Origin of the sequence: Neobacillus niacini (assembly GCF_023715785.1) — a bacterium.
Taxonomy (GTDB): Bacteria; Bacillota; Bacilli; order Bacillales; family Cytobacillaceae; genus Neobacillus; species Neobacillus niacini_E.
Genome location: NZ_JAMBOX010000017.1, coordinates 58,407 through 77,584, shown reverse-complemented (window position 1 = coordinate 77,584; position 19,178 = coordinate 58,407). Strand labels below are relative to the sequence as shown.

Annotated in this window: 18 protein-coding genes, 2 tRNA genes and 2 other annotated features; of the genes, 14 read left to right on the top strand and 6 right to left on the bottom strand. The window is 42.7% G+C overall.

All coding sequences use genetic code 11. The features are described 5' to 3' along the window. Nucleotides 1-21 precede the first annotated feature (21 nt). Complete coding sequence (locus M3234_RS23555; RefSeq protein ID WP_262307063.1) at nt 22-786, top strand: hypothetical protein; 765 nt, start codon at nt 22-24, stop codon at nt 784-786. A gap of 66 nt (nt 787-852) precedes the next feature. Continuing rightward, complete coding sequence (dapF, locus tag M3234_RS23550; RefSeq protein ID WP_262307062.1) at nt 853-1,827, top strand: diaminopimelate epimerase; 975 nt, start codon at nt 853-855, stop codon at nt 1,825-1,827. A gap of 18 nt (nt 1,828-1,845) precedes the next feature. On the opposite strand, the gene M3234_RS23545 is transcribed toward dapF, so the two are convergent. Then, nucleotides 1,846-3,690 carry a DNA ligase D gene (locus M3234_RS23545; protein ID WP_262307061.1) on the bottom strand — a complete coding sequence of 615 codons (1,845 nt, stop codon included), beginning with the start codon at nt 3,688-3,690 and terminating at the stop codon, nt 1,846-1,848. A gap of 122 nt (nt 3,691-3,812) precedes the next feature. Here M3234_RS23545 and ku point away from each other — a divergent pair, with 122 nt between their 5' ends. Then, nucleotides 3,813-4,652 (top strand): non-homologous end joining protein Ku, encoded by an 840-nt coding sequence (gene ku, locus M3234_RS23540; RefSeq protein ID WP_262307060.1) that lies wholly within the window; start codon nt 3,813-3,815, stop codon nt 4,650-4,652. Between the two features lie 36 nt (nt 4,653-4,688). On the opposite strand, the gene M3234_RS23535 is transcribed toward ku, so the two are convergent. After that, entirely contained in the window at nt 4,689-4,982 is a 294-nt protein-coding gene (locus tag M3234_RS23535) for a DUF6509 family protein (protein ID WP_311315691.1), read from the bottom strand. A 204-nt stretch (nt 4,983-5,186) separates the two neighbouring features. Here M3234_RS23535 and M3234_RS23530 point away from each other — a divergent pair, with 204 nt between their 5' ends. Genes M3234_RS23530 through M3234_RS23520 form a run of 3 tightly spaced genes read left to right on the top strand, consistent with a single transcriptional unit; the run spans nt 5,187 to nt 8,830 of the window. Then, nucleotides 5,187-5,852: a TorD/DmsD family molecular chaperone gene (locus M3234_RS23530; RefSeq protein ID WP_262307058.1), complete on the top strand. Its 666-nt coding sequence runs from the start codon at nt 5,187-5,189 to the stop codon at nt 5,850-5,852. Next, nucleotides 5,845-8,238: a DMSO/selenate family reductase complex A subunit gene (locus tag M3234_RS23525; RefSeq protein WP_262307057.1), complete on the top strand. Its 2,394-nt coding sequence runs from the start codon at nt 5,845-5,847 to the stop codon at nt 8,236-8,238. The genes M3234_RS23530 and M3234_RS23525 overlap by 8 nt, the downstream gene beginning before the upstream one ends. A 13-nt stretch (nt 8,239-8,251) precedes the next feature. Beyond that, nucleotides 8,252-8,830 (top strand): DMSO/selenate family reductase complex B subunit, encoded by a 579-nt coding sequence (locus M3234_RS23520; protein WP_262307056.1) that lies wholly within the window; start codon nt 8,252-8,254, stop codon nt 8,828-8,830. Nucleotides 8,831-8,880: 50 nt separating this feature from the next. On the opposite strand, the gene M3234_RS23515 is transcribed toward M3234_RS23520, so the two are convergent. From M3234_RS23515 to M3234_RS23505, 3 genes are all read right to left on the bottom strand, one after another. Beyond that, nucleotides 8,881-8,972: transfer RNA gene (locus M3234_RS23515), tRNA-Ser, on the bottom strand. A gap of 9 nt (nt 8,973-8,981) precedes the next feature. Further along, a tRNA-Gly gene (locus M3234_RS23510) sits at nt 8,982-9,055 on the bottom strand. Nucleotides 9,056-9,163: 108 nt separating this feature from the next. Beyond that, on the bottom strand, nt 9,164-10,438 hold the full coding sequence (locus M3234_RS23505) for an MFS transporter (protein WP_262307055.1): 1,275 nt from the start codon (nt 10,436-10,438) through the stop codon (nt 9,164-9,166). Between the two features lie 201 nt (nt 10,439-10,639). After that, nucleotides 10,640-10,887: a binding site (T-box leader), on the top strand. A 39-nt stretch (nt 10,888-10,926) separates the two neighbouring features. Continuing rightward, nucleotides 10,927-11,198, top strand: a binding site (T-box leader). A gap of 58 nt (nt 11,199-11,256) precedes the next feature. Here M3234_RS23505 and trpE point away from each other — a divergent pair. The 8 genes from trpE (at nt 11,257) to mnmH (ending at nt 18,905) form a co-directional block, all read left to right on the top strand. Continuing rightward, a complete protein-coding gene (trpE, locus tag M3234_RS23500) occupies nt 11,257-12,666 on the top strand; it encodes an anthranilate synthase component I (RefSeq protein ID WP_262307054.1) in 1,410 nt (469 codons plus the stop codon). Then, nucleotides 12,647-13,258, top strand: a complete 612-nt coding sequence (locus M3234_RS23495) for an anthranilate synthase component II (RefSeq protein WP_262307053.1) — start codon at nt 12,647-12,649, stop codon at nt 13,256-13,258. The genes trpE and M3234_RS23495 overlap by 20 nt, the downstream gene beginning before the upstream one ends. Continuing rightward, a complete protein-coding gene (gene trpD, locus M3234_RS23490) occupies nt 13,230-14,255 on the top strand; it encodes an anthranilate phosphoribosyltransferase (protein WP_262307052.1) in 1,026 nt (341 codons plus the stop codon). Before M3234_RS23495 ends, trpD begins: the two co-directional genes overlap by 29 nt. Beyond that, nucleotides 14,256-15,047: an indole-3-glycerol phosphate synthase TrpC gene (gene trpC, locus M3234_RS23485; RefSeq protein WP_262307051.1), complete on the top strand. Its 792-nt coding sequence runs from the start codon at nt 14,256-14,258 to the stop codon at nt 15,045-15,047. Further along, nucleotides 15,044-15,652, top strand: a complete 609-nt coding sequence (locus M3234_RS23480) for a phosphoribosylanthranilate isomerase (RefSeq protein WP_262307050.1) — start codon at nt 15,044-15,046, stop codon at nt 15,650-15,652. The genes trpC and M3234_RS23480 overlap by 4 nt, the downstream gene beginning before the upstream one ends. Before the next feature lie 13 nt (nt 15,653-15,665). Then, entirely contained in the window at nt 15,666-16,868 is a 1,203-nt protein-coding gene (trpB, locus tag M3234_RS23475) for a tryptophan synthase subunit beta (RefSeq protein WP_262307049.1), read from the top strand. Continuing rightward, complete coding sequence (gene trpA / locus M3234_RS23470) at nt 16,868-17,653, top strand: tryptophan synthase subunit alpha (RefSeq protein WP_262307048.1); 786 nt, start codon at nt 16,868-16,870, stop codon at nt 17,651-17,653. Before trpB ends, trpA begins: the two co-directional genes overlap by 1 nt. Nucleotides 17,654-17,843: 190 nt before the next feature. After that, a complete protein-coding gene (gene mnmH / locus M3234_RS23465; RefSeq protein WP_262307047.1) occupies nt 17,844-18,905 on the top strand; it encodes a tRNA 2-selenouridine(34) synthase MnmH in 1,062 nt (353 codons plus the stop codon). 69 nt (nt 18,906-18,974) lie between these two features. Here mnmH and sda read toward each other — a convergent pair whose 3' ends face one another. Then, entirely contained in the window at nt 18,975-19,112 is a 138-nt protein-coding gene (sda, locus tag M3234_RS23460; RefSeq protein ID WP_396953988.1) for a sporulation histidine kinase inhibitor Sda, read from the bottom strand. Nucleotides 19,113-19,178: the final 66 nt, after the last annotated feature.

Sequence of the window (19,178 nt, the reverse complement as noted above, 5' to 3'; positions counted from 1 at the left end):
AAACGATGAGGAGTTTTCGAGATGAATATAAGCATATTTTATCGGAGTACAGCTGCAATAAGCCTGAATGGCAGTATTGTAGCACTGATTCCTGCTGGTTTGATTGTTGTCGGAAATCTATTATTTTTTGGATTGCCGGATATTATGTTATTGGCATTGCCATTCTTCGTATATAGTTTTGTTTGCTTTCACCTCTACCTTTATCGAATGCGGCAGTCCTTTTCCACTGAAAAAAGTATAATTGATAGACCGGAAAACAAGGGGGATTCTCTTTCGGAGGCCCGTTATCTATTGATACTCCTTCAACCAACGCAATCGCCGGAACTGCATCTCTTTTTCCAAAATGGGCTGTTTGCAGGGAAGATAAAAAGGCAGCATAAGTTTGTATTAAGCCGATTCTGGCATGGCAGGGCTTATACCCTGTTCAATGAGCAGGGGAAAGAAGCAGGTTACTTTAAAGTGAAGGGTAAAAACATAGCAGCATATGACCAAAAAAATAATTATTTAGGGTATTTTAAAAAAGAAAAAAATAAGAAACAATTGTTTGATAAAAATGGAAGGCCTGTTTGCTCGATAGAGGGTTCCAATTTGTTTATGGATGAAAAGGTTATAGCCAAAAATCGCCAGCAGGCAGCAAGGCTTAGACGGGGGTGGTTGAGAGTGCAGTGGCTAGCATTGTTTCCTGACCCCAATACCCCTGTTCTGTCATTTTCTGAGCCTTTATCGGAAAAGGGCAGGCTGTTAACAATGAGCTTGCTGGTTCAGGAATTTTTCATAGAAAGATAAATTCCCTCATGCATGATTGTTTGATATGATAAACTATATTAAATTGCCGTAATGGGGGAAATTTTGGTGGACATAAAATTGATAAAAGGACATGGCTCCGGAAATGATTTTTTCATTATCGATGAAATAAGCAATCATTATACGTTTACAGAGGAAGACAGAAGCAGGCTTGCTAAATTGCTGTGTAATCGTGATTCAGGACTTGGGGCCGATGGGATTCTTTATGTAATGGGCAGTGATCATGCTGCCGGCAGGATGCGGGTCTTTAATGCGGATGGTTCGGAGGCATCTATGTGCGGGAATGGGCTCAGATTAGTGGCCCGCTATATTTGTGAGCTTAAAGGTTTGGAAGAGACTGTTATTGAAACAATGAAGGCGGATCTTAAAGTCAGTAAGCAGAACGACCTTTTTGACCAAGTTCACACCTATCAAGTGGAAATATCGCCTGTATCGTTTGAATTAAGTGCTCTTCCACTGCAATTAAACAATCCTTCTTTGATGAATGAAAAAATCGTCCAGCTCTCGGAGGAGTTAAGATTCACGGCGCTGGCAGTGCCGAATCCTCATTTAATTGCCATTGTTGAAAAAGATCAGCTGGAAGGGAATCTTCAAAAGATCCTTAGCGAGAAGGTTAATGGTCCGAACGAGCTGTTTCCGGATGGGGTTAATGTCAGCTTTGTCAGAACAATCATGCCAAACACCATTTATGTACGGACGTTTGAGCGGGGTGTCGGTTTTACAAACGCCTGTGGTACAGCGATGTCGGCTTCATCCTTGGTTACATGCCTGCAGGAGATTAATCAGTTTGAAAAGCCAATCGATGTTTATAATGACGGCGGCAGGGTTCAGTGTGTCGTTCATCAGTTTGATGGGAAATACCATATCGACCTGATTGGCAATGCCACCTATCTTTATGAGGCAGTGATTAATGCAAATGTGGATGACAGTACGTTTACGGTCTTGTCGAAAGAAGACATGTCAGAACAAGACTCTTATGAAAAACTGCAGGCTGAAGCGCAGGAATTGTTATCTGAATATTAAAGGATAAGGCACTATGCCTTATCCTTTTTTTGCTGTACCATTCTTTAGTATTTCAAGGACAGGGGCAAAGGGCTGGATATCCTTCGTTTGAAAATAGTTTTTGAACGGGTCTCCTTGTTTTTTGATGCGCAGTAGGGCGTGCTGCATCGTAAAATCCTTTGGTTCAAGTCCTTTGCCGACCTCCTCCCAGTAGAGAGGGGTGGCGACACCCGCATGCTCATTTCCCCGCATGGAATAAGGCGAAACAATTGTTTTTCCTTCCCCGTGCTGGACATAATCAACATAGAGCCGGTTCCCGCGGTTTTTCTTCATTCTTTCAATTGTAAATGAATCAGGATCCTTTGATATCAAATACTCGGCGATAAAGCTGGTAAACAGCCTTGTGTCGTCATAGGTAAATTCGTCCTCAGGCAATGGCAAATAAATTTGCAGGCCCTTATTCCCCGAAGTCTTAATGAACCCAATCAAGTTTAGCTGGTCGAGCACCTCTTTAATATAAAGGGCCGCCTTGATTGCCAGATGAAAGTCGTCTTTAGAAGGTGGATCCAAATCAAAAACGATTTCGCTCGGTCCCCTGCTGTGAATGGTTTGAAATGGGACATGAAATTCGATTGCCAACTGATTTCCCAGCCATACCAGTGTTTTAAGATTGTTGCAAATGATATAGTTTATCTCATCGGCCTGGTATGTCTGGACAAAGTCGGGGGCATAGTCCGGACAGTTTTTTTGATAAAACGCTTCGCCAAACATTCCGTGAGGAAAGCGGATTACGGTTAACAGGCGATTTTTTAAAAATGGCAGCATATACGGAGAAACTTCCCGCAAATAAAGAATATAATCTGTTTTTTGGATGCCATGCTTGTCCCATAGGGGTTTATCAGGATGGGTAATTTCCAAGTCACCTGGTAAGTTTTTCTGGCCGAACAAAAAGCGCTCATAGGTACAATCGACAGGCTCCATATCTAGCCGAAATCGATCAAAATGCGGCTCGCGCAATTGGTTGTCAAATAGCTCCAAATATTTTATTTCAAGGCAAATGGCCGGATGGACATAGACCATCTGTTTATTCTCGCTGACCCTATTTTGCTTAATAATCTGTCCAAGAGCTTGTTTTTCCTCAGGTTTGAAGCCAAACAGAACTTGGCCGATATCCTGAATGTCATTGTTTTTATAGACACCAATATAAAAATATCCATTGGTCTTGTCAAAAGCTGTTACAAAACAGCTGACATATTTCCAATTCTTGTATTTCAGCCAAAGCTGGGAGCGCTTCCCTTCCTCCCAAAGGCTTTTCTTATGCTTTGCGACAATCCCTTCACCATCATATAATACAACTTTTTCCCATAGGTCGTTAAAGCTTTCATAAGCGATTACCGGCTGGAGCAGCTGATCATTGTTTGGTTCCGCGACAAGGTCAAAGCCCACTGCCTCGAATAAATTTAACAGTTCCGTTTTTCTTGAAATAAAATCAAGGTCGTGAAGCGGTTTTCCGCCTAACATTAACAAATCAAATGCCATTAGCCGGCAGGGAGCGTTTTTTGCCTGTTCAAAAATTTTCTTGGCCGATTTTAACCGGCCGCGAACTTGAATGGCAGAAAAATTTGCTTTATACGGGTTTTCAAGAGCAACCATTTCACCGTCAAGGCGGAGTGGCAGAAAAGGCCTGAATTTTTCCTCATATTTTAATAAAAATTCACTTATTTCCGCAAATTGTGGCATCAGAGATTTATCGTTTCGGCTCGTTAGCTGGATCCCGTTCTCATCCCAATCAAGGATGGCCCGAAACCCATCGTATTTCACCTCATAATACCAATCGGCTTGAACTGGACTTTCAAAAGTTAACGTCGGCAGCATTGGCTTCATTAATGGATCCCCTTTTAGTTTATTTTACGAATAATGCCGGAAAATCATCCATTTCCAATTGTTTTAAGGAATGAGCTTAAGTGCAATACAAAAACTAAACGTAAAAAGAATGGAGACTAGCTATGCATACAATGTGGAAAGGCAGCATTAGCTTCGGGCTTGTCAATATCCCGATTAAGCTTCATACAGCAACAGAGGATAAGGATGTTAAGCTCAGGACCTTGCATAATAAATGTCATGCTCCAATTAAATATGACAAAATTTGTACCGTCTGTGAAGAAGAGGTAAAACCAGAAGAGATTGTCAGGGCATACGAATATACAAAAGGAAAATTTGTTGTCCTTGATAATGAGGACCTCGAGAAGCTGCGGAAAGAGAATGAAGAAAAGGCAGTAGAAATTATTGACTTTGTAAAAATAGACGACATAGATCCGATTTACTTTGACAGGAGCTATTACATGTCCCCAAATGAGGGTGGAGGCAAAGCCTATTCGTTGTTGCGTAAAGCCCTAGAGGAATCACAAAAGGTTGGTATTGCCAAAATCATCATTCGGTCGAAAGAACAGCTTGCCGTCATCCGCGTGTACGAAAATACGCTGGTAATGGAAACGATTCATTTTCCCGATGAGGTGCGAAAGGCTGGGGATGTTCCGAATGTTCCTTCTGAAGATAAAGTGACTCAAAAGGAACTTGAAACGGCGATATTATTAATTGACCAATTAACAACGAAATTTGAACCGGAGAAGTATCATGACGAATATAGATCGGCATTGCTAGAGTTGATTGAAGCAAAACGACAAGGCAAAGAAACGGTCACGGCTGCAACGAAAGAAGCGCCGGCTACCAATGTTACAGATCTAATGGCAGCCCTGCAAGCGTCTATCGATCGAACAAAGCCGAAAAAGGCGCCGACAGCGGCCCCAAGAAAAAAAGCAGCTGTAAAAGTCAAGAAAGAGGCTTAAACAAAAAGGTGATGCGGGTTTTGCATCACCTTTTTACTAGGCTGGAATATGCTCCATGCAATATTGGAGTACCAGTTCCTCTTCGTCGTCCTCAAGCGCAAAATCAAGCACGGTGTCGCTGCCTTTTTCAAAGAAATGATAATTCAATATTTTCGATTCGTTTGCCTTAATCCCTAATAACACTCTTAATCCGATCCCCTTTTCGGAGTAAAGTTCATCCTCCTCATCTACATCAAGTTCCAAAAAAAACTCATAACGCTCTCCTGATAATAATCCAAATGGATCTTCAAGTTTCTCAACAGTATGTCCGGTTACGTACAAGCCTATCATCCTTTTCATTTTGTAATCGTTATTATTATACACATACCATCATAATTAACAAAAAAAATGACTTTAAATAAAGACATTGAATGTTTATGAATTTAATGTGAATTATTGCACAAACTTACTTCCTGATTAGGGATTATAAGGTAATATTGATTTGAAGGTAAAAAAATTCATATGTGAAAAACTTCACAATTTGGAGGGGTGAAAATGGCAGCCAAGACTGAGGCCGAGGATTTTCAAATTGAGCTTTTCTGGTCGGCAAGAAGGAATTTTTATCAGCTAATACGACTATTGTTTTTGGAACCGGACATTGAAAATCTTCGTGAGATTTCCAGTAAAGCCAATCTTGACGAATTAGCAGAGTTTCATGAGGGAGGCAATATTCTCCGTGCTTTTTTTGACAGCTTAACAGCCGAGCAAGTAAAAAAGGAACAGGAAGAATTTCAACGATTGTTTATCGGTCCAGGACCTTTGATTACTCCTCCTTGGGAGTCCTATTACCGGAGCAAGGATCATTTGTTGTTTGAAGAATGGACCTATCAAGTTCGCAGCCTCTATCATCAATGTGGACTTCAGTATGTAAAGGAAAATAATGAGCCAGACGACCATCTGCTGCTTGAACTGGAATTTATGTATTACCTTGCTGATTTGAGCAGGGGCGAAAAAAATCTTCATAAAAGTCTAGAATTAATCTCCATTCAAATTGATTTTTTGAAAGAACACCTTGCCATTTGGATTCCGTTTTTTTGTAAAAAACTGATTGAAGCAACCAATAGTCAGCTATTTTTGGGAGCGGCCATGCTGCTTGAAGATTTTTTGAGCGAGGATTTAAATTCGTTGTATGAGGTAAGGGAGGCCATATCCAATGGTTGAAAAAAACGGTTTAAACAGTTTGTTGAAAAATAAAATGCAGCGCCGTACCTTTTTAAAATGGTCAGGGGCTATAGGCATTCCGGTAATCGCGGGTGGAATTGGCACGAAGATGCTCGTAGACCGAAAAGAAGAGGAAAAGATAGCAAATGCAAAGGATAATCTGAAGGTTATTTCAACATGCAGCATTACTAACTGCGGCGGCAGATGTGTGATTAAAGCGCACGTTCGCGATGGAATGGTGGTCAGGGTGAGCACTGATACGCAAGAGGGCGGGGATCTTTCGACACCAGCGTTAAGGGCTTGTGTCAGAGGCCAAAACTACCGAAAAATGTTATACCATCCTGATCGCCTAAAATATCCTATGAAACGAGTCGGGAAACGCGGTGAAGGAAAGTTTGAGCGGATTTCTTGGGATGAAGCGGTCGAAACGATTGCTAAGGAAGTGAAACGCATTGGCGACCAATTCGGCCCTGAATCCCGCTATGTCAATTATGGATCGGGACAAAGCTGGGGATTGCATGGCGGACCAAGAGCTGCCAGGAAATTATTGGCGCTGACGGGGGGTTATCTAAATTCCCGAAATGACTATAGTTCAGGAGCCGGAAACGTGGCCACCCCTTATACATATGGGACCAATGATTCGGGGAGCAGCTTTGATTCGTTGCTGCACTCCAAATATATTATTCTGTGGGGTCAGAACCCCTCTGAAATGATCTTTTCTACCCCATATCGTGAATATTTAATGCAAGCTAAGAAAAATGGGGCCAAAATTACTGTGATTGACCCAAGGTATAGTGACACTGTAATCGCGTTTGCAGATGAATGGATTCCAATTCTTCCGACAACCGACACGGCCATGATGGACGCAATGGCTTATGTCATCATTACCGAGAATCTTCATGACCAGGAATTTATAGACAGATATTGTATCGGCTTTGATGGCCACCACATGCCTGATGGGGTTCCTGCCGATGAGTCCCTAAAGAGTTATTTGCTTGGTGATAAGGATGGGACCCCAAAATCACCTGAATGGGCAGAAAAAATTTGCCGTGTACCTGCGGATAAAATTCGGGAGCTTGCCAGAAATTATGCGACAATGAAACCCGCGGCGTTAATTCAAGGGTGGGCACCGCAGCGTCAGGCTTACGGAGAACAATTTATGCGCGGTGGAGCTCAGCTGGCCTGCCTCACTGGTAATGTAGGCAAGCTTGGGGGCTGGGCAGCAGGGACCGGCTATTGGAATCGTTCAAACATTGTCTATCCGTTTAAATACCAAAATCCAATTAAAGCATCAATCCCATGTTTTCTCTGGACAATGGCGGTTGAAAAGGGTTCGGAAATGACAGCAGCTGATGGCTTGCAGGGAACAGAACGTTTAAATTCTGGTATTAAAGCAATATTTAATATGGCGGGCAATATGTTAATAAATCAGCATGCAGATATTAATAAAACAAAAAAACTGCTTGAAGACGAGAGTAAAGTGGAATTTATCGTCGTCAGTGATCTTTTTATGACACCAAGTGCAAAGTATGCCGATATTCTTCTTCCTGGAACCTCTTTCTTCGAACGCTGGGATATTGGAACCCCATGGTGTTTTGGAGATTATGTCATTTTGGGGCAAAAAACGATTGATCCACTATATGAATGCCGCGACGAGTTTGATGTTTTTGCGGAAATTGCCGATAAATTAGGACTCAAGGAACAATTCACAGAGGGGAAATCCACCCTTGACATTGTAAAGGAAAGTATTGAAAGAACCAAAAAAGAACTGGATCCGAACTTCCCGACTTTCGAGGAATTCTGTAACTTGGGTGTTTATCATTTTAAATATGACGAGCCGCTCGTAGGGTTTAAGGAACAAATTGATGATCTCGACAATCATCCGTTTGAAACCCCTTCAGGAAAAATTGAGTTATTCTCAAAAGCGTTATGGGATATGAACCAGCATGATGAAATTCCAGCTATCGCAAAATACATCTCATCATGGGAAGGACCGGAAGACCCGCTAAAAGAGAAGTACCCATTACAGCTGATCAGCTGGCATTACAAGCGGAGATGTCATTCCATGTATGATAACCAACCTTGGCTTGAAGAAGCAGCAAAACAAGAAATGTGGATTAACCCCAAAGATGCCGAAGCACGCGGCATTAAAGATGGAGAGCGTGTAGAGGTAGTAAATGATCGTGGACTGTTAATTATTGATGCCAAAGTAACTCGGAAAATTGTCCCTGGCGTAGTCGGAATACCTCAGGGTGCCTGGTATACACCCGATAAAAATGGCATTGATCAACGTGGTTCCATCAATGTTCTAACGTCACAGCGGCCAACACCACTTGCTAAAGCGAATCCGCAGCTGACAAACTTGGTTGAAGTAAAAAAAGCATAGGGGAGTGAGTAGGTTGGCACAGTTAGGATTTTATATTAACCAAAGCCTTTGCAGCGGCTGCAAGGCCTGCACCGTTTCCTGCAAGGATAAAAATGACCTTGACGTGGGCATCAATTTTCGCAGGGTTTATGAATACGAAGAAGGCATTTACTTTGAACAACCGGGAAAAGGGATCGTGCACAACATCAAACCCTTTTACTTCAGCATTTCCTGCAACCATTGCACTCAGCCAAAATGTGTTCCGAGCTGTCCGGTGGGGGCCATTTCGAAAGATAAGGATAATGGCGTGGTTACGATTGATCAAGAAATCTGTCAAGGAACCAAGTTATGTGTGTTGGCGTGCCCATATGGAGCACCGCAATACAATAAAAAGGTTTTTAAATCGGATAAGTGCGATTTTTGCATCGATTTGCAAAAAAAGGGTGAAGACCCGGCCTGTGTGGCATCTTGTCCGATGCGGGCCATCGAATTTGGGCCAATCGAAGAACTACGGAAAAAGTATGGGAACGTCAGCCAAATAAAGGGAATGCCAAGCAACACGATTACCAAGCCGAATCTAGTGATTACACCGCATAGGGACGCAACGTTATAGCTAAACAAAAAACGCCAGAAATACACTGGCGTTTTATTTATTCGTATGTATGGCGGAGAAGGTGAGATTCGAACTCACGCGACGGTTGCCCGCCCTAACGCATTTCGAGTGCGCCCCCTTATAGCCACTTGGGTACTCCTCCATAAACCTTTGGAGCGGGTGAGGGGAATCGAACCCCCGCCGTCAGCTTGGGAAGCTGAAATTCTACCATTAAACCACACCCGCAAATCAATTGTGAACAAGAATTATTATAGCATAATAACGAATTTTTGGGTAGAAAAAATTATTTCTTCACAAAAAAACTGGAGCAGCGAAAAGAAGCTCCAGTTAAAATTATTCCTGCTGCTGAGGTTTAATGGCGAAAAATGCCACAATAGCCGCAACGATACTGAGACCGCTCATGATGATAAAAATCCAATGGTTCGAATACTTCATTAACAACGCAATAATTGGGGGACCAGCTGCAACTCCGATAAAACGCATTGAGCTATAAATCGATGTGATCGTTCCCCGTTCCTTCTTTTCAACTCCGTCAGTTATTAATGAATCAAGACTTGGCAGGCAGAGCCCTATTCCAATACCGCTAATAAGAAACATGGTTAGCATATACCACAGCTTGATTGAAAACCATAATGCAGCAATTGATATGGCGGCTCCAAGAATGCCGCCAAAAGTTAACCATTTCATTAAAACTTTGTTTTTCTTGATAATTTTGCCGGTAATGAACGAAGATAAGCAAAGTGCCCCAAGCGGCAGCGCAAGAAAGAATCCTTTCTTGACATCCTTAATGCCGTATTCTTTTTCAAATACCTCGGAAAGGTAGAAAAGAATTCCGAAAAGTACAAGCATCATAATCCCGCCGATAAAAAAGATGGCATATAACCATCGGCCTTCACTGCTAAACGTTTTCTTGACATTCATAAAGAATGTTTTAAATGGGATCGGCTTCTCCTTTTTCTTGGGTGATTTCACTAGAAAAGCCATCAATATCACGGAAATGGCACAAAAAACAGGGATTGAAAAAAATGGGATAAACCAAATAAATCCTGCTAAAAAAGCACCGAAGATGGGGCTGATCACCTTTCCAAAAGTATTCGAGGTTTCGATAATCCCCAGACAAACACTGACGTCATCTTCATTTTTAAACATGTCACCGACCAATGGCAGTACGATGGGAAAGGCACCAGCCGCTCCAACCCCTTGGAGTGCCCGGCCGACCAATACCAGCCAATAAGCATCTAATTTCCACGCTGCCCAGCCGGAGATAACCCCGCCAATACCGGCAATAATCAGACTGGGAATAATGACTTTTTTCCTGCCAATATGGTCGGATAAATAGCCGGCAACCGGGATTAACAGAATGGCAACGATAGAATAAACCGAAATAATTAAACTTGATTGAAATGAGGATATCGCAAGTTCTTTTTCCATTGACGGAAGTACAGGGATTAACATTGAATTGCCTAAAGTCATGACTAATGGAATGGAAGAGATGGAAAGAATGGCCCATTTATTTTTCGATATCTCATTAGACCGCTTTTGCCCTGCTTTGTCTTTTTTCTTTTTAGCGGCCCGCGGATTTTTCCATAGTTGTTCAATATGTTCCATGGATCTTCTATCCCGCCTTCATCTATTTGTATCTTTAATATGGACCTTTTTTAGCAAAAATAACTTAGTTGTTTAAATCCTTTTAATGCCATATAAATGATAAACATAGGACATATGGAAATTGACCAATTCTGAAAAATTTAAAAATTACTTCTTGACATTTTGTTTCCAGCGTATTAATATAAAAATCAATAAAATGACGTTATGGCGTTGACGAAGAAGAGTAGCTTTTACGGATTCTTTAGAGAGCTGATGGTTGGTGAAAATCAGTGTAGACGTATTAGTGAATGGCCTTCCGAGCCTCCAAACCGAACCTTTATCTAAGCAGTAGGCTTTGGCGAGATTCTCATCGTTACATGGGACAGATATTAGGCAAAATGCCTCGATATCGGTAAAGTGAGCTAATTTTTAGCTAATGAAGGTGGCACCACGGGTCTTCCGTCCTTTTTAGGGTGGAGGACCCTTTTTGTATTGAGAAACTTTAATACTGTAATTCGTTGAACAAGAGAAGTACACTTATTTATTTCTTTCCAGAGAGTCGGGGAAGGTGGGAGCCCGATAAGACAAAATTTGTGGAATGGACTTGTGAGAGACAGTCTGAAACTACCAGTAGGGCTGTACGGGGTTCCGCCGTTAAAAGGATAGGATATCGAGCGATTCTTTGCTCTGTATCTGAATGAGGAAGCTTGGGCCCATTTGTCATGTATGCCCATAGCTTCAAAATGAGGTGGCACCACGGTTCCTGACAATCGTCCTCTATATGCTTAATGATGTAAGCTTATAGAGGACTTTTTTTATTTTCGAAAGGAGTTGGAAAAGTGAACACAAAATCTTGCCTTTTGACTAAAGAAATAAGTGGGGATGTCTTGACGCCGATCTCGATTTTGCAAAAGATTAGCGGTCGAAAGAAATTTTTATTGGAAAGCTCACATAAATATAACGATTCCGGCCGGTATTCCTTTATTGGTGCTGACCCCGCTTTGGAACTTATTTCGAAAGGGGATCAAAATGAAATTATCCAGCGGAACGGGGCAAGGAAGATAGTGACAGGAAATCCGTTACAAATCGTTTCAAACATGATGCCTTCTATTGAAACAAAGCAGTCCCCATTTTCGTTCCTTGGCGGTGGTGTAGGTTATATAGGCTATGACATCATCAGACAGTATGAGGATATTGGGGAAGTGCCCCCTGACGAATTAGCAATGCCGGATGTCCATTTGATGTTTTATGAAGAAGTGATTGTATTTGACCATCTAGAAGAAAAAGTTTTCATAACCGGTATCCCGCTTTTAGAAGATAGTGATGAAAAAAGTGTTGAACAACGTATTAACAAAAGGATAGAGCAGTTAAATCAAACCAACTATGATTCTGAGGAAGCTTCTTTTCAAATGGAAGGCTTTGTCCCGGAAACATCCAGGGAGGAGTTCATAAAAAATGTTGAGATTGCCAAGGAACACATACTGGCCGGAGACATTTTTCAGGTTGTCCTTTCAAGAAGGATGAAATCAGCTTTTCAAGGGTCTCCATTGGCCTTGTATCGGAAACATCGCGCCCATAATCCGACCCCTTATATGTTCTATATTGATTTTGAGGATTATACCGTAATTGGCTCTTCCCCGGAGAGTTTAATCAAGACGACAGGCAGGACGGTAATCGCCAATCCGATTGCCGGAACTAAAAAGCGCGGCAAAACCGGCGAAGACGATCTAAGGATTGAAAAAGAATTGCTAAATGACGAGAAAGAATTGGCTGAACATAAAATGCTGGTTGACCTTGGCCGCAATGATCTTGGCAAAGTGTGCGAATTTGACTCAGTTCATGTTGATCGGTATATGGAGGTGGAGAAATTCCGTCATGTGATGCACATTGTTTCGGAAATCAGTGGCACCCTTACTCGTGAAAAGTCTGCCTTGGATGCGCTAGCGGCTTGTCTTCCGGCCGGAACGGTTTCAGGGGCACCGAAGATAAGGGCGATGGAAATCATCAATTCATTGGAAAATTCTAAACGAGGGCTATATTCGGGGGCAATCGGCTATATATCGGTTAATGGCAGTATCGATTTTGCACTTGCGATTCGAACGATGATTTTAAAGGATGGTGCAGCTTATATTCAGGCAGGGGCAGGCATTGTCCATGACTCCGACCCGGAATCTGAATATGAAGAAACATTGAATAAATTAAAAGCCTTTTTGGAAGGGGATCATCACAATGTTATTGCTCATCGATAATTTTGATTCCTTCACCTATAACCTTTATCAGTTTCTTGGGGAACTGGGGGAGGATGTGGGGGTATACCGGAATAACCAAATTTGTCTTATGGATATTCACCAATTGCAACCTAAAGCCATCATTTTGTCCCCAGGGCCTGGACGACCGGAGGATGCCGGTATCTGCATAGAATTGATTAAAAACTTCTATGACAAAATACCGATCCTTGGCATTTGTCTGGGACACCAGGCAATCGGGGCCGCCTTCGGCTGTGAAATCCGGAGAGCCAAGACAGTTAAGCATGGAAAAACATCGTTTATCAACCATAATAGCAGCAATATTTTTAATTACCTGCCGTCTCCGCTGGAAGTGATGCGTTATCATTCTCTGGCGATTGAAAAGAATGGCATGCATCCGGAACTTGAAAGTACAGCCTATGCCATGGACGATGAGGAAGTAATGGCAATCAGGCATCGTCAATATCCCGTGTTTGGCTTGCAGTTTCATCCTGAATCAATCGGAACACCGTCAGGAAAACGAATACTTAAAAATTTTTTACTTCAAATAGAAAGGGAGAAATCAAATGAAGAATTATTTACTCCAATTAGCTGAACAGAAATCCTTTTCAGAGCACCAGATGAGGGAAGCGGTCGATTTTATATTGGGGGAAGAGGTCTCTGAATCGGAAATCGCCGCATTCTTAATGGGGTTGAAATCCAAAGGTGAAACAGTTGATGAAATCGTCGGGATTGTCAAAGCATTAAAAGCAAATTCCATTAAGTTCAACCAAAAGTTTACAAATGTACTGGATAACTGCGGTACTGGGGGAGATGGTTCATCCAGCTTTAATGTCAGCACCACTTCCGCCTTTGTGATCGCAGCTGCGGGGGTTCCAGTGGCTAAACATGGCAATCGCAGTATCTCCAGTAAAACGGGCAGTGCTGATGTTCTTGAATATTTGGGTATCAATCTAAATTTGCCAAAAGAAAGCACGGAGGAAATGCTTCAGGAAATCGGGATTACCTTCTTGTTTGCACCTCATGTCCATCCTAAATTGAAAAAGGTAATGACCGTCAGAAGGCAATTGAAAATCCCGACCATTTTCAATTTTATCGGTCCATTAACAAATCCAATCGACTTGGATTTCCAGTTGTTGGGCGTTTATCGTAGGGATTTACTAAATGTATTTGCCGAAGTTTTAAAGCAGCTTGGCCGCAAACGGGCAATTATCCTTAATGGAGCAGGATTTATGGATGAGGCCTCGCTCCAAGGCGAAAACCATCTGACCATTTTGGACAATGGCATTATTAAAAATCAAACCTTCCACCCCGAAGAAGTTGGCTTGCCTGTTTATGATAACAGTGCGATTAAAGGCGGCGACGCCAAGGAGAATGCGGAGATTTTATTAAATGTTTTAAGGGGCCAAACCGGAGCTTATAGAGATACGGTATTGCTAAATGCTGGGATTGGCATTTATACCGCCGGCAAAGCCAGTGATGTTGTGGAGGGGATTCAGGCAGCGCGGGACATCATTGATTCCGGGGCCGCTTATGAAAAATTAACTGCATTGGTTGATAAATCAAAAGCGATGCAAAGAGAGGCGATCTGAATGGAAACCATTTTAGACAAGATTATTGAACGGAAAAAGCAGGAGGTACAGGAACTTAGGAACAGAAAAAGCATAATCAAGGAAACTGTTTTTGCACGACGTTCGTTCATCAAAAAGCTGGGGACGGCATCAGAACTGGCGATCATTGCTGAGTTTAAGCGGGCCTCACCATCGAAAGGGATTATTAATGATGGTGTCGCCCCCGGGGTCCAAGCCGCAATCTACGAAAAGGCCGGCGCGGCTGCGATTTCGGTATTAACGGACCACACCTTTTTCAAGGGATCATTTTCTGATTTGTCGATGGTTCGTGAATCAGTTAGTTTGCCCATTCTTTGTAAAGACTTCATTATTGATCGATTGCAAATTGATCGGGCAGCCTCATATGGGGCTGATATCGTCCTGTTAATTGTTGCTGCCCTTGATGAGACGACCTTACAAGAGCTGTACCAATATGCAAAAGGTCTCGGGCTGGAAGTATTGGTCGAGGTTCACAATCAGCAGGAATTGGCCTCTGCGCTCAAAACGGGCGCTAAATTGATTGGCATTAACAATCGGGACTTAAAGACCTTTCATGTTTCACTAGAAATGACTGAAAAATTGGCTGCTGAAGTAAAAGCGGCCGGAGCCTATCTCATCAGTGAAAGCGGTATTCATCACCGGGACGATGCAATACGGGTAAGAAATGCCGGGGCAAATGGGATCTTGGTCGGTGAGGCATTGATGAAAAGTGAACACCTAGCAGAAAAATTCGCTGATTTTCGTCTGCCATTAATACAAGGAGCAAAGCGATGAAAGTAAAAATATGCGGAATCATGGATATTGAAACAGGGGTGGCGGCAGCACGTTACGGCGCTGATGCAATTGGCTTTGTGTTCGCCGATAGCAAACGGAAAATTCGTGAAGATAAAGCAAAAGAAATCGTTGCCCATTTGCCAAAAGAAGTTTTTAAGGTAGGGGTGTTTGTTAACGAATCAATGGCCGAAATGGAGCGGATTGCGTCTTTTGTCGGGCTTACACATCTTCAATTGCATGGTGATGAACCAGCGGCATCTAGCGAGACCCTTTCCAAGCCGGTTATCAAAGCAATCAGTTTTCAGGGGAATGATCATTTGGCTAGATTCAACTCATTTCCAAGCGAGTATATCTTGCTTGATGGCCCAAAGGGAAAATACCGTGGGGGAAATGGGCTGGCGTTTGATTGGAGTGAGGTAAACACAGCCTTGATCAATCAAAAAAAGCTAATCCTCGCCGGAGGGTTAACAACAGATAATGTGGCAGAAGCAATCAAAATGATTAGACCAAATATGGTGGATGTAAGCTCGGGAGTAGAAACCGATGGGGTTAAAGACTTAGTGAAAATAAAGGCTTTAATTGAGAAAGCGAAGAGTATGGACTAGGAGGAAACTGATCATGAATACCTATACATTGCCTGATCAAACTGGCCATTTTGGAATATTTGGCGGAAGATTTGTACCAGAAACATTAATGAAGGCTGTAACTCAATTGGAACAAGCGTATTTAGAAGCAAAAAACGACCCGGTTTTTCAATCTAAGTTTAAGAGACTGTTAGAAGAATATGTTGGCAGGGCGACTCCGCTCTATTATGCTGAGAACCTGACCAAATATGCCGGAGGGGCCCAAATCTATTTGAAACGGGAAGATTTAAATCATACCGGGGCTCATAAAATCAATAATGCCATTGGCCAGGCACTCCTTGCAACCAAGATGGGGAAACGCAAGATTGTTGCGGAAACCGGAGCGGGTCAGCATGGTGTGGCAACAGCAACGGTTTGTGCCTTATTAAACCTTGAATGCATTGTTTTTATGGGTGAAGAGGACATCAAACGGCAGGCACTCAATGTCTTTCGCATGGAACTGTTAGGCGCGAAAGTAGTCAGTGTCACCTCAGGGAGCGCAACGTTAAAAGATGCGGTCAATGAAGCATTAAGATATTGGGTCGCCAATGTCGATGATACTCATTATCTATTGGGATCGGTAATGGGGCCGCATCCATTCCCAATGATGGTTCGCGATTTTCAAAGTGTGATCGGAAGCGAGACAAAGCAGCAATTTCTGGCGCGGAATGGACGGCTGCCGGAAGCAGTCGTAGCCTGCATTGGCGGCGGCAGCAATGCCATGGGTATGTTTTACCCATTTATTGAAGATAACGAGGTAAAGCTATTCGGGGTTGAAGCAGCCGGCCAGGGGGTAGAAACGGCATTTCATGCCGCATCATTGACAAAGGGGAGCCCCGGTGTATTGCACGGATCCTTAATGTACCTGTTGCAAAATGAGGATGGACAAATTCAGGAAGCCCACTCTATTTCTGCCGGGCTAGATTATCCTGGAGTCGGTCCCGAACACAGTTATTTAAAGGAGAGCGGCCGGGCTGCCTACCGCTCGGTTACCGATGAGGATGCGCTCGAGGCCTTTCAGTTGTTATCGAAAGTTGAGGGGATTATTCCTGCACTTGAAAGCGCCCATGCGATTGCATTTGCGCTAAAATTGGCCGCAGAAATGGGGCCTGACAAGAATATTGTCGTCTGCTTATCAGGCCGGGGGGATAAAGATGTTGATGCGGTGAAGGCAAGGCTGGAAGGAGGAAATAGATAATGAATGTGGTAGAACGAGCTTTTGGACTAGTAAAAGAAGCAGGAAGGAAGGCATTTGTTCCTTATATTATGGCAGGAGATGGGGGACTCGAGTCCCTGACTGACAGGCTTATCTTATTGGAAAAGTTTGGTGCAACTGCGATTGAAGTCGGGGTACCTTTTTCAGATCCTGTTGCCGACGGCCCGACAATCCAGCGCGCCGGAATAAGAGCACTTAAAGGCGGAACAACCCTAAAGGGGATTATAGCTGAGCTGGAAAAGGCAAGGGAGGCTGTTTCTGTTCCGATTATCTTGATGACCTATTTAAATCCCATTTATGCCTATGGAATCAAATCATTTGTTAAAGATATTCAGAGAGCGGGTGTAGGCGGATGCATTATTCCCGATTTGCCGCTCGAAGAAGAATCCATCATTGCGCCAAAGCTTGAAGAAGCTGAAGTTGAACTGATTCGTCTTGTTACCCCGACAACCCCAATTGAACGAATCGAGCAAATCGCCTCCAAAGGCAGCGGGTTTTTATACGCCGTTACAGTAAAAGGGATAACTGGGGCAAGAAATGGATTTGATGAAGAATTATTTTCCTTTTTACAAAAAACAAAGGAAGTAAGTTCCATACCCGTTTTGGCCGGTTTCGGGATTTCCAGCCCGGAACAGATCAGCCATTTGACGCAATATTGTGATGGTGTCGTCGTTGGTAGTAAAATCATTGAATTATTTAATAATAATGATCTAAAAGAGATGAAGGAATTAATGTCTGCTCTGAACCATTCGTCAAAAATGGCATAATATTCGTTAAATCTTGGCAGACAGCGTGATTTTCTTGAAGGACTCGACTAACTTCTATATAATAAGTCTATACTGAAGTTATCATTATCTCTATGCAGAAGAAACAAAACTTCCCTATTGTGGAAGTTTTGTTTGTTTTTAGTAATAGCTATAATCGAACGGCAAAAGATTTTATTGGGAGTTAATGTCTATGAAGGATTTACCAATTGAAGAACTATTCGCATTAGAAAATAAAACAATTATTGATATCCGCTCGCCGATTGAATTTGCGGACGGGGCCATTCCTGGGGCAGTGAATATACCGCTGTTTACGAATGAGGAACGCGCTGAAATCGGGACAATCTATAAACATGAAGGACAGGCCGCCGCAAAATGGCGGGCAATGGAACTGGTTTCCCCGAAACTTCCAGAGCTGCTGCACCAAATTAAAGCCTATCATGAAAAGGGGGAACTAGTCATCCATTGTTGGCGCGGCGGGATGCGAAGCAAAGCGGTTGTCACCTTTTTGGAATTTGCCGGCATATATGCTTGGCGTTTAATCGGAGGCTATAAAGCCTACCGTCACTATATCCTAGAAAACATTCCAAAGTTATTGCCGAACAAAGCGGTCGTGATCCACGGGATGACAGGTGTCGGAAAAACAGAAGTATTAAAGATGTTGAAACAAAAAGGATACCCTGTTTTGGACTTGGAAGAGATGGCCGGTCACCGCGGGTCGATATTCGGAACAATCGGCCTTGGTGATGGTCATAATCAAAAAACGTTTGATTCCTTGTTATTTAAAGGGCTCGTCGAACTACAAGGAGCGGATTATTTTCTTGTAGAGGCCGAAAGTAAACGAATCGGCAAAGCTGTTCAGCCTGAAGAACTAATGGAAGTTAAGTTTAAAGGCACAAATATCTATATTCACTCCCCACTCGAGCAAAGGGTGAAACAGCTTGTTGCCGAATATGTCGAACCCTACGAGCAAGAGCCTTGGTTTTTTGAAAAAATAGCGCTTGGCATCGAGAAAGTGTTAAAACGGGTGAAAGACCTTGAAGTCAGAAACCGTCTGTTAGAAACATTGACGGAAAAAAACTATCAAGAAATGATCCTGCTGCTGCTTGAACAGTATTATGACCCGCGATATGACCATGCACGACAGGAGTATGAGGGTGAATTTTTTGATATATTTGCTGAGAACCCTGGGGAAGCGGCAGATAAGATAACCAAAAAACTGGAGGAGTTAAGGCTGCAGCCAACCTTTTCCTAATCTCACTAAGATCTCGCTGGGTGGAGAAAATAACTAGAAAACCGCTGAATAGATCAGCGGTTTTTTAAATTATTCAGTTGTTAGCTTTTTCTTAAAAGGCTTCAGACCACGTCGTTCTATTTCATCTTTTAAAATCTTAATCCATTCCTTTTCCTTGCCAGACTTCAATGCATCCCGATACGAAACAACAAGCTGCTCGTTACTCATAATTTTCAATTAAGAATGCCCTCCTTGGAAAACGGATTGAATATTCAGTTTTTAATATTGTAATCG

Bases quoted from the DNA above. Each gene is read 5' to 3' on its own strand.
- M3234_RS23545 (WP_262307061.1), bottom strand. From the start codon at position 3,690: ATGAAGCCAATGCTGCCGACGTTAACTTTTGAAAGTCCAGTTCAAGCC.
- ku (WP_262307060.1), top strand. From the start codon at position 3,813: ATGCATACAATGTGGAAAGGCAGCATTAGCTTCGGGCTTGTCAATATC.
- trpD (WP_262307052.1), top strand. From the start codon at position 13,230: ATGAAGAATTATTTACTCCAATTAGCTGAACAGAAATCCTTTTCAGAG.
- M3234_RS23535 (WP_311315691.1), bottom strand. From the start codon at position 4,982: ATGATAGGCTTGTACGTAACCGGACATACTGTTGAGAAACTTGAAGAT.
- M3234_RS23530 (WP_262307058.1), top strand. From the start codon at position 5,187: ATGGCAGCCAAGACTGAGGCCGAGGATTTTCAAATTGAGCTTTTCTGG.
- M3234_RS23505 (WP_262307055.1), bottom strand. From the start codon at position 10,438: ATGGAACATATTGAACAACTATGGAAAAATCCGCGGGCCGCTAAAAAG.
- mnmH (WP_262307047.1), top strand. From the start codon at position 17,844: ATGAAGGATTTACCAATTGAAGAACTATTCGCATTAGAAAATAAAACA.
- M3234_RS23480 (WP_262307050.1), top strand. From the start codon at position 15,044: ATGAAAGTAAAAATATGCGGAATCATGGATATTGAAACAGGGGTGGCG.
- M3234_RS23555 (WP_262307063.1), top strand. From the start codon at position 22: ATGAATATAAGCATATTTTATCGGAGTACAGCTGCAATAAGCCTGAAT.
- trpC (WP_262307051.1), top strand. From the start codon at position 14,256: ATGGAAACCATTTTAGACAAGATTATTGAACGGAAAAAGCAGGAGGTA.
- M3234_RS23495 (WP_262307053.1), top strand. From the start codon at position 12,647: ATGTTATTGCTCATCGATAATTTTGATTCCTTCACCTATAACCTTTAT.
- sda (WP_396953988.1), bottom strand. From the start codon at position 19,112: ATGAGTAACGAGCAGCTTGTTGTTTCGTATCGGGATGCATTGAAGTCT.
- trpB (WP_262307049.1), top strand. From the start codon at position 15,666: ATGAATACCTATACATTGCCTGATCAAACTGGCCATTTTGGAATATTT.
- M3234_RS23525 (WP_262307057.1), top strand. From the start codon at position 5,845: ATGGTTGAAAAAAACGGTTTAAACAGTTTGTTGAAAAATAAAATGCAG.
- trpA (WP_262307048.1), top strand. From the start codon at position 16,868: ATGAATGTGGTAGAACGAGCTTTTGGACTAGTAAAAGAAGCAGGAAGG.